The organism is Streptomyces sp. NPDC044002, from assembly GCF_056434525.1.
This window is the reverse complement of record NZ_JBWKEZ010000084.1, coordinates 16,428-30,330: the sequence shown is the minus strand read 5'-3', so window position 1 is coordinate 30,330 and position 13,903 is coordinate 16,428. Positions and strand designations below refer to the sequence as shown.

The window sequence follows — 13,903 nt, the reverse complement described above, 5'->3', positions numbered from 1 at the left end:
GGGTGATGGGGGTGGGGTGGGTGGGGTGGGGGGGGGGAGGGAGAGGAGGGAAAGACAAAAGGGGGAAGCAAGCCCCCCCCCCCACCCCCGCCCCCCCCCCCCCCCCCCCCCCCCCCCCCCCCCCCACCGGGAGCCCGCCCTCCGCGGCCTGGGCCGTACCCGAGCCCTTCCGGGGCGGGGGCACCGAGGCGGCGGTCTTCTGCTCGCCCTTCGGCTCGCCGTCGTCGCCCTTCGGCTCGCCGTCGGATATGCCGTCGGCGGCCTGGTCGGGCGCCCCCTCCCCCCGCACGCTGCTGTGCTTCACGCTTCCCCCCTCAAGATCACTACTGGTCGGTGTGGTGCCGGTCCTACCGGCTACCGCCCGTCATACGCCGGTCGGCAGAAAAGATCGGTGGTGCTGGTGCGTGCCGTGCCGTAACAGCCGTCCGCCCCCGTGGTGCGGACCGCTCACTTCGCGCAGACCGCCTTGTCCGCCTCGACCCGCTGGAGCCCCTCGGGCGCCTGCTGCGGCGTCTGCGGCGCGCCCAGCGGCTTCCCCGGCTCCTTGAAGTCGGAGCCCAGCGTCAGCTTCATCGGCGTCCTCGGACCCGCGTCCACGGAACCCATCTTCAGCGCGGCACCGGACAGCCCCATCATGTCCGCCAGCGCCCGGGCCTGGTCGGCCTGGTTCGGGGCGAACTCCAGCTGGGTGGCGTCCAGCCGGGCGGAGGCGTTGCCGTGGTTGCTCGCCTTGAGGACGCCCTTGCCGTTCTGCAGCCAGGTCAGGGTAGTGGAGGCCGATCCCGGCGGCCCACCGCCGTTGTACACGTCCACCCTGACGTCCCCCGCGGGCGCGCGGTTGCCCTGGAGCACCGCGTCCTGCCGGGCCTTGGCGTCGGCGTCGGCCGCTTCCTTCGCCGCCGCCTCCTTCTTCTCGACCTCGGTGAGCGAGACGTCCGCGCGGATCATCCGGAGCAGCTCCTCGGCCGGCGCCGCGTTGAGGACCACGGTCGACTTGCGGTTCGCCGGCTCGTTCGGATTGTCGAGCACCGGGAGCGTGGTGAAGGTGACGTTCTTGAGGTTTATGTCCTTCAACTCACCGGCGAGGTCGGTGAGCTTCCCGATCGACCCCAGCCCCTGGTCCACCGTCAGCGACTTGGTGGCCGCCTCCGCCAGCGACACGAACTTCTTCGGACTGGTCAGCGTCTCCTTGGACTTCATCTCCCGCATCATCGAACCCAGGAACTGCTGCTGGGTCTTGATCCGGTCCAGGTCGCTCTCGTTGCCGAACGCGTGCCGCGTCCGAACGAAGGCCAGCGCCTGCTCGCCCTGGAGGCGGTGCTCGCCCGCCTTCAGGCTCAGCTTGGAATCGCGGTCGTTGACGTCCTTCTCCACGCAGACGGGCACCCCGCCCACCGCCGTGCTCAGGTTCTTCACCGCGTTGAAGTCGACCATCATGAAGTTGTCGACCTCGATGCCGGTCAGCTGCTTGACCGTGCGCATCGTGCAGCCCGGGTCCCGCCCTTCCTGGCCCAGGCTGTTGTTGAAGCGGGTGCCCTTGGTGGCGGGAATGTCCTTCACTGAACCGTTCGACTGCTTCGTCGGGCAGGCCGGGATGTCGGTGATCAGGTCGCGCGGGATGGACAGCGCCGTCGCGTTGCTGCGGTCCTTGGACACGTGGAAGAGGATCGTGGTGTCGGCGTGGCCGACGCTCTCCGCGTCCCCGTAGCCCTCGTTGCCCTTGCCGCTGCGCTTGTCGGTGCCGATCACCAGGATGTTGATCGGCTGGTCCTTCTTGAAACCGGCGCCCACGCCACCGGTGTCGATGACCTTCAGGTTGCCGTTCAGGTGCTCGTAGTAGAGGTACGAGCCCAGCCCGCCGCCGACCAGCAGCAGCGCCAGCGTCCCGCCCGTCGCCACCAGCACCTTGCGCCGGCGGGGAGGACCGCCGCCCTTGCGCGGACGCCCGCCGCGCCGCCCGCCGGGCAGGCCTTCGCCGCGGCGGGGCTTGGGTACGGCCGGGGAGGGAGCGGTCGGCGCGGAGGGGGCGGTGGCGGTCCTGCGGGATCTGCGGGGCGCGGAGACGGTGTGCTGCTGCGCAGCGGAATGGCCCAGTCGCAGTTCGTAGTTGCCGGTGCGGGGATTGAGCACCCACTGGTCTGCGGGGTCGATCTCGTCCGCCCGCCCACGGCTTTGCGCATCCACGGTTGCTCGAATCCTCCGTCGGTGCTTCGCGACGCGCCTCCCCCCAGGCACGCGGTCAACGATCCGGCTGCTGGTGCAAGGCCCCTGTCACGGCCGGTGCACCGGATCGCTCACCTTATCCGGCCAGGTCAGCCCCAAACCATGCTGGTGACAAAATCCACTCTCTCTATAACGGGCCAAAGCGCCCATCGGGCTCGGCCTGACCCCGGGCTTTTGGATTGCTTTACCGGCAGTCGGCCGCGGCCGCCGTGGTTCCCGTGAAAGTCGGCACCGGCGTGACCCCCACGGGGCTTCCGCTTCTCGTCGGCGACGGCTCCGGCGAGGCCGTCGCCGGGCCGGTCGCCACAGCCGGTCCGGCACCCTCCCGGACCGGCTCCGAGGACCCCGTACGAGGCTCCGGATCAGGTTCCGGATCGGGCTCCGGCCGGACCCGCGCATCCGGCTCCGGAGAGGTGATCGTCAGCGGCAGGTCCATGCGCAGCTGCTGGAACAGCCGGGCCGCGTCGGGCTCGACGAGCTCGTCCCGGTTGGGATCCGCCGCGTACGGGCGACGCGGCACCGTCAGGAACTTGACCTGATCGGTCGGTATGTCCCGTACACCCCGTACGAGTTCATACAGGCCGCGCAGCGACGCCAGCCCCGGATCGGTGGTCACCGAAGAGGTGGCCGCGTCCAGCAGCGGATACAGCCGCGCCGGGTTCAGCAGCACCCCGTTGCTCTTCACCTTCTCCACCAGCGAACCCAGGAACTGCTGCTGGCGCTCCATCCGTTCGGTGTCGCTGCCGTCGCCCAGGCCGTACCGCGCCCGGACGAAACCCAGCGCCTGCTCGCCCTGGAGCAGCTGGCGCCCCGCCGGGAGCCTGAGGTGCGCCTCCTCGTCCACCACCGGCCGCTTCAGGCACACCTCGACCCCGCCGACCGCGTCGACCATCTTCTTGAACCCGCCGAAGTCCACCACCATGTGGTGGTCGATCCGGATCCCGGTCAGCCGCTCGACCGTACGGATCGTGCAGGCGGCACCGCCCCACTGGAACGCCCAGTTGAACTGCGCGAACCGCTCACCGGTCCGGGTGCCGTCCGGCTTCAGACAGCTCGGGACCTCCGCCATCAGGTCCCGCGGTATCGACACGGCCGTCGCGCTCGCCCGGTCCGCCGGCAGGTGCAGCAGGATCGTGGTGTCCGAACGCTGGGTGCCCTCGTCCTGCCCGTAGCGCGCGTTGGCCGTGCCCGAGCGGGAGTCCGAGCCGATCAGCAGGATGTTCTGGGCGCCGGCCCCGAAGTGCGCCGGGCGCTCGCGCTCGTAGCGCCGCAGCTCGGCCTCGGCAGAGGTGTCCTCGGTGATGTTCCCGTCGAGCTTCGCGTACAGCCACCAGCCCGCCGCCGCCCCCGCCAGCACCAGCAGGACCAGCCCCAGCCCGACCCAGCGCAGCAGCCGGCGCCGGCGCCCGCGCGGAGGCACCCCACTGCCTCCGGACACCCCGGAGCCGTACGGTATGCCCGCGCTGCCCGTCACTCGCGTTCCGTCCCCTCACCTGCCGGCAACCAGCCGTACGGGTGAGCACGGCCTGGAGCCGATCCTGCCCCCGGGTGACGTCGACGGCCCGGGGGCAGGGGTCGGGCAAGGGCCATGTGGGTGACAAATCGCGGCCGGGCCGCCGAGCAGCCCCCGGGAGGGCCGGGTCAGACCCGGAGGGTGACGCGCTCGCTCTCGACGCGCTGCTCCAGCGCCTGGGGCGACAGCGCGTCCAGGTTCCGGCACAGCACCACGGAGCCGCCCGTGGCCAGCGCCCCGTACAGCCCGGCCGACAGCCCCTCCCAGCTGTCGTAGCCGAGCCCCGACAGCACCCGGACACCCTCGCCGGCGCCCCGGCCGGCCGCGTCCGCCCGCGCCCGCTCGACCACGTCCGCCTGACTGAACTCCTCGCCGCCCACCACCAGGCCCGGGCCGTCGGCGTCGACCGGAGCGAAGGGGGCGAACCGGTCACCCTGCCCCGGCACCTCCACCGCGTAGTCCGCGAACCCGGCCGGCGGCTGCGGGAACCGCCCGCCCAGCGGACGCAGCGCGAGCGCGACCCGCTCGCCGGAGCAGGCACGGGCCTCCTCCAGCGTGTCCGGCCCGCTCACCACCAGGTCGGCACCGGCGGGATCCCCGCCCACCTCGGCCACCACCCCGACGGACGCACAGGCGAGCAGCCACACGGCGCTCTGCCAGTGCGCCGGGAGCAGCAGCGCCAGCCGGTCGCCCGGCTCGGCGCCCAGGTCACCCTGGAGCAGGTTGGCGGTCTTGGCCACCCAATTGGCGAAGGTGGCGACGGACAATTCGACGCGCTCGCCCGTGGCGTCGTCGTAGAAGGTCACGAGAGGGCGGCCCGGATCCGCGGCGAGCGCGGATCGCAGCAGGTCGGCAGGGGTGCGGTCAGTGGCGTTCACCCGGCCCAGCGTACGCGGGCCCGTCCCCCGTACGGCGGGTGGCGGCTCGCCCGTACGGGGGTGGGCGGCCGCACTGATCGTCGGACGGATCGTCAGTTCTCCGATGGCGCTTCGTGGAGGCTGTGCCCAGCATCGCTTCCATGCGCGGATTCCTTGCTTCCTCCATCGGCGTCGCGACGGCTGCCGCACTGGCCCTGCCGCTCGCGCTATCCACCCCTGCCCAGGCCGAGTCGGTCCCCGCGGACCCCGCCGGATCCACCCAGTCGCTGCCGCTCGTCCCCCTGGCGCCCTCGGGCGCCCGCATCCCCGGCGTGCCCGGCATGAGCGCCGCACCGGACCCGGCCGAGACCCGGGGCCTGGCGGCGCGCGAGGTCAAGACGTTCTCGCTGGTCGGCCTCGTCTGGGACGACGCGAGCACCCCGCTCGTCGGCAGCGTCCAGGTCCGTACCCGCGCGGTCGGCACCCGGCAGTGGTCGCACTGGCAGGACCTCGACACCCACAACGGCGAACACGCCGCCGACCCCGACGCGACGGAACGCGGCACCGGCCGCGTCCGCGGCAGCACCGCCCCGCTGTGGGTCGGAGCCTCCGACGCCGTGGAGGTCCGCGTCCAGGCGGAGACCGCCACCACCCGGTCCGCGTCCCGGCTGCCGTCGGGCATGCGGATCGAACTCGTCGACCCGGGCTCGGGGGCGCCGGTGGCGCTCCTGGACGGCAAGAACGGCACCGGCACCACCACGACCCGCCCGGCACAGCGCCCCGCGGACGACCCGGACGACGAGGGCGGCTCGGGCGGCTCGGGCGACTCGGACGACGACAAGGGCGACACCGCGGTACAGACCGGCATGACCATGGAGATGGCGGAGGCCTCCTCCGCCAACCTGCCGCACGCCCCGCTCGGCGCCCTGGAGATCCCCGCCCTGAACAAGGCGGACTCCACGGCCGACGCCGTCTTCGCCAGCGACGGCGAACTCACCGCCGCCGCCGCGCCGTACATCGGCCCCCGCCCGAAGATCGTGACCCGGCGCGGCTGGGGCGCGGACGAGTCCCTGCGCGAGACGGGCTTCGTCTACACCAGCACCGTCAAGGCCGCCTTCGTCCACCACACGGCCTCCGGCAACAACTACGCCTGCAAGGACGCCCCGGCGGTGCTGCGCAGCCTGTACCGCTACCACGTGGTGAGCAGCGGCTGGCGGGACTTCGGCTACAACTTCGCCGTCGACAAGTGCGGAACGGTCTACGAGGGCCGGGCGGGCGGAGTCGCGAAGCCGGTGCTCGGCGCGCACACCATGGGGTTCAACGCCGACAGCATGGGCATCGCCGTGATCGGCACCTACACCTCCACCGCCCCGCCGGCCCCGGCGGTGGACGCGGTGGCACGCCTGACGGCCTGGAAGCTGGGCATCTTCGGCGCCGACCCGAGGGCGAAGACCACCCTCAAATCGGGCGGCGGCAACCGCTACCCGAAGGGCAGCAACGTCAAGCTGAACGTCATCTCGGGCCACCGCGACGGCTTCGCCACCGAATGCCCGGGCCGCCTCCTCTACAACCAGCTCCCCCCGACGCGCACTTCGTCGGCGAAGCTCCAGGGGCGTTAGCCGCCGCCGCGGGCCCGCTATCTCCCCCTCGAGGTACCGGGCCCGGTCGGTGGTTGCCCACCCGCCCCCGTCTGCGGCCGGGACGTCGGGGAGCGGTAGCCCCTCGCCCCGTCTCAGGGCTGGTTGGGGGCTTCCCGTCAGTCCCATCGTCCTTCCGGTTCGTGCCGGCCTGTCAAGGGCGCTCCCTTCGGTCGCGTCGCTACGCGATCGCCTTCGGCGACCCTTGACAGGCCGACCCGCCACGGAAAGCCGAAAGACTGCCGGGAAACCCCCAAAGAAACGGCACGGTCCAAGGGAAAGGGACGGGTCTCTCAGCGATGAGGCGAGGGGCCGGGCGTCGGCCGGCCGGGCATCCGGGCCCCCACATCTGCGATTCCGGGCCAGGGGCGCGGCTACCCGCACGAGAGGTTGATCAGAGCCCTCTGCGGAGCGCCGAGGCGCGACAGATCGCTACGCGCTCCTCATTTCTCGGCGTCCGGCGCCCGTCTGGGGCTGATACCCGCACCAGAGGACGAACAGAGCAGCCCAGGCGGCCGACGGGCGCGTCAGATCGCTACGCGCTTCTCTGATCTCGGCGGCCGACGGCCGGCCTCGGGCGATCGGGATACTAGAGTCCGGGCCCGTGACCGATGCTGGCCAGCGCACTGCTGCTGACGATGACCTGCTCCTGGAGAACCTGCACGACCTTGTATGGGGGGCGGAGTCCTCTGGTGGCTCTGTCCCAGGGCCGCCGTTCCCTCCGCTCGCACTGGCCGAGGTCGAGCGTGCGGAACGGAGGCTCGGGTATCGGCTGCCTGACTTGCTCCGGCGCCTCTACACCGAGGTTGGTGACGGGGGGTTCGGGCCGGAAGGTGGCCTGGCGTCGCTGACGCCGCGCCGCGTACCGCACTGGCCCTGCGCCACGACCGTCCGCGACGATCGGCCCGGGTGGGCGCCACCGGCGTCGTGGTTCTACCTGACCGACGGCGGCTGCACCATGGAGTGGTACGTGTCGCTGATCGCGGTGGATCACCCCGTGCTCCTCTGGGACGCCGACGGCTGGTCGCCGGAAGACGGCCAGGATCCTCACGACGGGCTGCGGTACGCGACTCCGTCACTGCGCCAGTGGCTGTGGACCTGGGCAGACGGCGGGCATGTATGGGATGAGGTGCTGGAACGCATGGATGGGCCGGATCACTGACGGAGATCGTCCACCGCGTCCAGCGCCGAGGTCCACGGGTACGGCCGCTTCTCCCCGGGAGGATTCGGTTCGAAGCCTCCTTCTCCGAACATCACTTGCACTCCGGCCTCCCGGAGGGTTTGCAGGGAGAGCGGTAGTTGTGGGTGCTGGGCGTAGGCGGCGTTGACGCATGGCATGACGGCGAGTGGGATGTTCTTTCCGAGGGCCTCAGCGACGAAGCCGACGACGAAGCTGTCCGTGATGCCGAGGGCCCACCGGTTGATCGTGTTCGTGGTGGCGGGGGCTACGAGGACCGCGTCTGCGGCCGGCCAGACGTCCGGCTGGCCGGGGCGCTTGTACCGGGATCGGACGGGGTGGCCTGTGAGTGCCTCCAGGCCGGCCAGGCTGTCCTCCAGCCACTCGGCAGCCGAGGGGGTGAGTCCGAGGCAGACGTCCCAGCCGCGCGCTTGGGCGTCTTCGATCACACGAGCCACGTCGAAGACGGGCGGCGCGGCCGAGCAGAACAGGTAGAGCGTCCTCGTCGTCATGACCCCGACCCTATGCAGCCCCGGTTCGTGGCAGTCAAGGGCGATTGAAGACCTGGAGCGGTGCGCCGACGGGTACGGTCCGGGTGACGAGTCCAGGACGGAGACCGATATGCCTCGACCTGATGATGACCACACCGGCGCGCGGATCTGTGAGCAACGCCGACTCGCCCGGTTAACCCAGCGCGAACTGGCTGCCCGGATCCCTTACAGCCTCAGCCTGTTGAACCAGGTCGAATGCGGTGCACGCCCTGCCAGCGAGGGGTTGATAAAGGCCGTGGCCCAGGCACTCAAGGTGGAAACGTCGGCACTGACAGGACCGCCGTCCGTGGCCTCCCTCACCCCTGACCGGCTGGTCGCGCTGGTCACACCGATCCGGGAAGCGCTCGATGCCTACGATCTCGGCCCCAACCCCTATCTCGTCGGCATTCGACCCGCGTCGGTCCTCATCCAGGCTGCCGATGAAGCCTGTCAGCAGGTACGGGCCACCCATTTGCGGGCAGCGGCCAGGGCACTGCCCGGCCTGATCGTGGAACTGACGCACACCGCGTCCACGACCCCCTCGACTGGGGTGTGGCAGGCACTCGCGTCGGTCTACCGGACTGCCCACGACGTGGCGCTGAAACTGGGCTATCAGGACCTTTCCCGTGTGGCACTGGACCGTATGGGGTGGGCTGCGGACCGGGCCTCGGATCCCTGCCTCGGAGCGGTTCAGCTGTACAAGCGCGCCATCCTCGTGCGCAATTCCACGAGCCTGCGACTCATCGATGCCGGACACAGGTTGCTGGGAGGCGAGACGAGTCGCGAGTCGCTTGCCGTTGCTGGCCAGTTGCACCTCGGCGCGGCGACTGTGGCCGCACGCGCCGGTGACCGCTCGGCCGTGGAGAACCGAATCGCAGCCGCCCGCGAACTTGCCGAGCAAGTAGGCGGCGAGGCCGGCGAAGTTCACTGGCTTTCCTTTGGCCGGGTGAACGTCGCACTTCACGACCTCGGTGCGGCGATCACCATGCGCAGCTACGACCAGGCTTTTGTCCAGGCACGGAATCTGCAGATGCCGCCGTCGGCGCTGACTTCGCGGCGCGCCCGATACATGGTCGACCGGGCACTCGTGGAGATGGAGACGGGGCACGTGGACACGTCGCTGAAGTACCTGCTCCGTGCACGTCGAGCAGCACCCGAACAGACGCGGCATCTACCCGGCACCCGGGTGGTGGTGCGCGGTCTGGTGCACCTGTCACGACGACCGTCGGAAAACTTGGGCGGCATGGCTCGCTGGGTCGGTCTCTAGCACTCACAAATCTGTGAGTGTTCCACCCCCTACGCCCAGTCACGCTGGTCTCACCACCACCTGACGACGGTAGGGAGCACCGCCTGTGAACAACTGCATGGCCGACTGGCTTGCGGCCAGCCACCCGAACCCCCGGCAGGCATGGACCGAATGGACCGACCACGGCGTGGCAGTCATCCCCGTCGGCCAGACCTTCGGAGCGGTCCGCATCCCCGAGGCGGTAGTGCACGCTGCGGTGGAGTCCACCGACCCCGACGATATCGCCTTCGCCCTGGCAGAACGTCTCGACGGCCCGGTCATCCACGACGGACGCGGCCGCAACTTCTACCCACTCCTACGACCCGAAGACCGTCTGGACTGGCGGACGTCGGCACGCGGCGTCGAATGCCTGGCCCCACGCACCCACCTGGGTGTGCCCGCCCTCAACCGCTGCGAATACACGAGAGAGACGCCCATCTACTGGTCCGTTCCCGGCACCGAACCCTCACACTGCGCCTCGGCCTCCGTGGCCCTCCTCATTCGCGTCGGCGCCGCACGCCTGGACGAGTTCACGCCCTGACGGCCAACCGGCCCGACTCAAGGAGACGAATCTTCGGTGATCGTGACCGAGTTTGCCGCCACCACAACCGACGTCGTCATCTGCGAATCATGCTGGCGCTACCCCGTCCAAGCCGCCCGGACCACTTCCCACGGCTCTCAGCGCGACCTGCTGTGCGTGCCCTGCGCACAGCAGGACTATCCCGTCAGGGTCGGAATCTTCCCGCCCCTGGGCATCTACCAGCTGAGCAAGCACCGCAACCGCCGGCCGCCGAGATCAGAGAACCGCGTAGCGATCTGACGCGCCCGTCGGCTGCCTGGGCTGCTCTGTTCGTCCTCTGGTGTGGGTATCAGCCACAGACGGTCGTCGGACGCCGAGCCGAGAGGAGCGCGTAGCGATCTGCCGCGCCTGGAGTCTCCGCAGGCCGCCCAGATCAACCTCCCGTGCGGGTAGCCGCGCCCCGGCCCGGAATCGCGGACATGAGAGCCCGGATGCCCGGCAGGCCGACGCCCGGCCCCTCGCTCCTCGCTGACGGACCCGCTCCTCCAACCATGGACCGTGCCGTTTCTTTGGGGGTTTCCCGGCAGTCTTTCGGCTTTCCGGTTCGGGTCGGTCGGTCAAGGGTGGCCGAAGGCCATCGCGTAGCGACGCGACGAAGGAGCGCCCTTGAGGGACCGGCCCGAACCGGAAGGACGATGGGACTGACGGGAAGCCCCCAACCCGCTCCGAGACCGCCCGAGGGGGTACGGCCCACCCGCCCCCCGGCCCGCACACAGGGAGGCGGGTGGGCAACCCCCGCCCCGCCCCCATCCCTCGAGGGGGAGATAGCGGCCCCGCGCCGAGAGGCCCCCCACCCCGCTACGCTCGACGCATGGCCGGCCGGTTCACCCCCTCGACCCCCTCCACCCCCACCACCCGGACCACCGTCCGCGGCGGGCACACCGCCGTGCCCCCCGGCCAGGGCCGGCCCGTCGGCGCGGGCGGCAAGGGGCGGAGCTGGAACCCCGGGGCCCCCGTGGACCTCGGGCTGGTGCTGGGGCCGTTGCGGCGGGGGCCCGGGGATCCGACGTTCCGGGCGACCCCCGACGGTTCCGTCTGGCGGGCCACCCGTACCCCCGACGGCCCCGCGACGCTCCGGGTGGCCGCGACGCCCGACGGGGCGGACGCCGAGGCGTGGGGGCCCGGGCGGGACTGGCTGCTGGAGAACCTTCCCGCGCTGCTCGGAGCCGCCGACGATCCGGCCGTCTTCGTACCCCGGCACCGGCTGGTGCACGCCAGTCACCGCCGCCGTCCGGGGTTGCGGCTGACCCGGACCGGGCTGGTGCTGGAGTCGCTGATCCCGACCGTCCTCGAGCAGAAGGTCACCGCCGACGAGGCGTACCGCGCCTGGCGCCGGCTGGTCCGGCAGTACGGGACGCCCGCGCCCGGGCCGCTCGCGGGGGAGCTGTACGTGATGCCCGACGCCCGGGACTGGGCGCTGATCCCCTCCTGGGACTGGCACCGGGCCGGGGTGGACATGAAGCGTTCGTCCACCATCGTGCGGGCCGCCCGGGTGGCCGCCCGCCTGGAGGAGGCGGCCGCGATGGAGCCGGAGCCGGCCGCCGCCCGGCTGGAGGCGGTGCCGGGGATCGGCCCCTGGACCTCCGCGGAGACCCTCCAGCGCAGCAACGGCGCACCCGACGCGGTGACCACCGGGGACCTCCACCTGCCGGGCATCATCGGCTACGCCCTCGCCGGTGAGCGGGACGCCGACGACGCCCGGATGCTGGAGCTGCTGGCCCCGTACGAGGGGCAGCGCCACCGTGCGGCCCGGCTCGTGCTGCTGGCGGGGCGCACCCCGCCCCGCCGCACGCCCCGGATGCCGCGCGGCGACATCGGCAGGCTGTAGGGACCCGGCGGACCCGCCCTACCGCACCTCGATGAAGGCCTCCGGCGTCCGCGGGGGCCGTTCGGCGGCGGGGGCTGCCGGGTGGCCGACCGCGACCGCCCCCATCGGGTCCCAGTCATCGGGCAGCGCGAGCACCTTGCGCACCACGTCGCGGCAGAACATCGTCGAGGACACCCATGCCGAGCCGAGCCGCTCCCCGGCCAGGGCGACGAGGAAGTTCTGCACGCCGGCGCCCATGGCGACGACGAACATCTCCCGTTCGGCGGTGTCCCGCCGGGCGTGCCCGTAGTCGTGGGCGCCGTCCGTCACCATGCACGGCACGACCAGGTACGGGGCGGCCCGCAGGACGTCGCCGCGGCGCACCCGCTTGGCGATGGACTCCTCGGACTTGCCGTCGCGCCGCAGGTCGGCGATCCAGGCGTCCCGCATCGCGTCGAGGAGTTCCAACCGGGCAGCGGCCGTCTCCAGGAGGACGAACCGCCACGGGGTGGTGTGGTGCGGTGCGGGGGCGGTGACGGCCGCGGCGACGGCGCGGCGTACGGCGCCGGGGTCGACGGGGTCGGCGGTGAAGGCGCGCACGGTGCGGCGCTGGGTGACGGCTTCCCGTACGGCTTCGGAGGTGCCGAGGCGGAACATGTCGTCGGCGGGGGCGCGGACCAGGTCGGCGGCGGTGGAGCCGTCGCCGAGTACGTGTCCGAGTCCGCGGACGACGGCCACGGGCAGGCCGGCGGCCTTGCCCTTGACGAGGTCTCCGGCGGCGGCGAGCTCGTCGGCGGTGGCCACTATGGTCGCGCTGAGCGGGTTGCCGTGGGCGTCGGTGCCGCCGCGCAGGTCGTCGAGTACGCGTACTCCGGCGGCGCCGATGGCGACGTCGGTCAGTCCGGAGCGCCAGGGCCGGCCGAAGGTGTCGGTGATGACGACGCCGACGTCGGCGCCGAGTGCGGCGCGCAGTCCGGCGCGGATCGCGGCGGCCGAGGCGTCGGGGTCCTCGGGCAGCAGCAGGACGGTGCCGGGTTCGGTGTTGGAGGCGTCGACGCCGGCGGCCGCCATGACCAGTCCGCGGCGGTTCTCGGTGATCCGCAGCGTGCCGCGGCGGGCGACGACCCGTACGGTCTCGGCGTCGATGGCGTCCTCGCGGGAGTCGGCGCGGACGATGCGCCCCTCGGCCTTGGAGACGATCTTCGAGGTGACGAGGAGGACGTCCCCGTCGCGCAGGCCGGGTTCCGCGTCGGCGATGAGGCGGGCCAGGTCGTCGCCGGGCCGGACCTCCGGGATGCCGGGGACGGCCCGCACCTCGTAGGAGGGGACGGTCACCGGGCCGCCTCCGCGAGGTCCAGCGCGGCGCGGGCCATGGCGGCGGTGGCGTCGGTGTCGGTCATCATCAGCGGGACGGCCCGGCAGGGGATGCCGGCGGCTTCGACCTCGGTGACGGCCGCGGCGTCGGAGGTGTCGACGAGCCAGCCGTCGAGGAGGCCGGAGCCGTAGTGGCGGGCGACGGCGGCGGCGGTGGTTTCGACGCCGACGGCGGCGAGGACCTTGTCGGCCATGCCCCGTACGGGTGCTCCGCCGATGATGGGGGAGAGGCCGACGACGGGTGCGGGGGAGGCGGCGAGGGCCTCGCGGATGCCGGGCACGGCGAGGATGGTGCCGATGGAGACGACGGGGTTGGACGGCGGGAAGAGGATGACGTCGGCGCCGGCGATGGCGTCGAGGACGCCGGGTGCGGGCTTGGCCTGTTCGGCGCCGACGGGGACGACGGCTTCGGCGTCGAGGGAGGCGCGGAGCTTGACCCAGTACTCCTGGAAGTGGATGACGCGGCGTTCGCCGGTCTCCGGGTCGGTGACGGCGACGTGGGTCTCGACGCGGTCGTCGGACATGGGGAGCAGCCGGACGCCGGGCTGCCAGCGGTCGCAGAGGGCTTCGGTGACGGCGCTGAGCGGGTAGCCGGCGCCGATCATCTGGGTGCGGACGATGTGGGTGGCGAAGTCGCGGTCGCCGAGGCCGAACCAGGTGGGTCCGACCCCGTACGCCGCGAGTTCTTCCTTGACGGTGAAGGACTCGTCGGTGCGGCCCCAGCCCTGGTCCTCGTTGATGCCACCGCCGAGGGTGTACATCACCGTGTCCAGATCGGGGCACACCTTCAGCCCGAACAGGTGAATGTCGTCACCGGTGTTGCCGATGACCGTGATGTCCGCGTCGGGGACGGCGGACTTGAGTCCGCGGAGGAAACGGGCGCCGCCGATGCCGCCGGCCAGAACAACAATGCGCATACC

At 71.9% G+C, this 13,903-nt stretch carries 12 protein-coding genes; 6 read left to right on the top strand and 6 right to left on the bottom strand.

The features are described 5' to 3' along the window. Positions 1-447: 447 nt before the first annotated feature. The 3 genes from AC07A6_RS36930 to AC07A6_RS36920 form a co-directional block, all read right to left on the bottom strand. Positions 448-2,184, bottom strand: coding sequence for an LCP family protein (locus AC07A6_RS36930; RefSeq protein WP_478780040.1), 1,737 nt, complete (start codon positions 2,182-2,184; stop codon positions 448-450). A 223-nt stretch (positions 2,185-2,407) separates the two neighbouring features. Next, positions 2,408-3,697, bottom strand: coding sequence for an LCP family protein (locus tag AC07A6_RS36925; RefSeq protein WP_478780039.1), 1,290 nt, complete (start codon positions 3,695-3,697; stop codon positions 2,408-2,410). A gap of 167 nt (positions 3,698-3,864) precedes the next feature. Then, positions 3,865-4,614 (bottom strand): TIGR03089 family protein, encoded by a 750-nt coding sequence (locus AC07A6_RS36920; protein WP_386272718.1) that lies wholly within the window; start codon positions 4,612-4,614, stop codon positions 3,865-3,867. 140 nt (positions 4,615-4,754) lie between these two features. On the opposite strand from AC07A6_RS36920, the gene AC07A6_RS36915 reads away from it, so the two are divergent. After that, complete coding sequence (locus AC07A6_RS36915; RefSeq protein ID WP_478780038.1) at positions 4,755-6,212, top strand: peptidoglycan recognition protein family protein; 1,458 nt, start codon at positions 4,755-4,757, stop codon at positions 6,210-6,212. A gap of 622 nt (positions 6,213-6,834) precedes the next feature. Then, positions 6,835-7,392: an SMI1/KNR4 family protein gene (locus tag AC07A6_RS36910; protein ID WP_478780037.1), complete on the top strand. Its 558-nt coding sequence runs from the start codon at positions 6,835-6,837 to the stop codon at positions 7,390-7,392. Here AC07A6_RS36910 and AC07A6_RS36905 read toward each other — a convergent pair. After that, positions 7,386-7,919 (bottom strand): flavoprotein, encoded by a 534-nt coding sequence (locus tag AC07A6_RS36905; protein WP_478780036.1) that lies wholly within the window; start codon positions 7,917-7,919, stop codon positions 7,386-7,388. The genes AC07A6_RS36910 and AC07A6_RS36905 overlap by 7 nt on opposite strands. A 109-nt stretch (positions 7,920-8,028) precedes the next feature. On the opposite strand from AC07A6_RS36905, the gene AC07A6_RS36900 reads away from it, so the two are divergent. The 4 genes from AC07A6_RS36900 (at position 8,029) to AC07A6_RS36885 (ending at position 11,630) form a co-directional block, all read left to right on the top strand. Continuing rightward, complete coding sequence (locus AC07A6_RS36900; protein ID WP_478780035.1) at positions 8,029-9,204, top strand: helix-turn-helix domain-containing protein; 1,176 nt, start codon at positions 8,029-8,031, stop codon at positions 9,202-9,204. A gap of 85 nt (positions 9,205-9,289) precedes the next feature. Then, positions 9,290-9,763, top strand: coding sequence for a hypothetical protein (locus tag AC07A6_RS36895; RefSeq protein WP_478780034.1), 474 nt, complete (start codon positions 9,290-9,292; stop codon positions 9,761-9,763). 36 nt (positions 9,764-9,799) lie between these two features. Next, positions 9,800-10,042 (top strand): hypothetical protein, encoded by a 243-nt coding sequence (locus AC07A6_RS36890; protein ID WP_478780033.1) that lies wholly within the window; start codon positions 9,800-9,802, stop codon positions 10,040-10,042. Between the two features lie 571 nt (positions 10,043-10,613). Beyond that, positions 10,614-11,630 carry a DNA-3-methyladenine glycosylase family protein gene (locus AC07A6_RS36885; RefSeq protein WP_478780032.1) on the top strand — a complete coding sequence of 339 codons (1,017 nt, stop codon included), beginning with the start codon at positions 10,614-10,616 and terminating at the stop codon, positions 11,628-11,630. A gap of 18 nt (positions 11,631-11,648) precedes the next feature. Here the strand turns inward: AC07A6_RS36885 and AC07A6_RS36880 are convergent, their stop codons facing one another. Continuing rightward, positions 11,649-12,944: a coenzyme F420-0:L-glutamate ligase gene (locus tag AC07A6_RS36880; RefSeq protein ID WP_478780031.1), complete on the bottom strand. Its 1,296-nt coding sequence runs from the start codon at positions 12,942-12,944 to the stop codon at positions 11,649-11,651. Continuing rightward, entirely contained in the window at positions 12,941-13,900 is a 960-nt protein-coding gene (gene cofD / locus AC07A6_RS36875) for a 2-phospho-L-lactate transferase (protein ID WP_478780030.1), read from the bottom strand. The genes AC07A6_RS36880 and cofD overlap by 4 nt, the downstream gene beginning before the upstream one ends. Between the last annotated feature and the right edge of the window lie 3 nt (positions 13,901-13,903).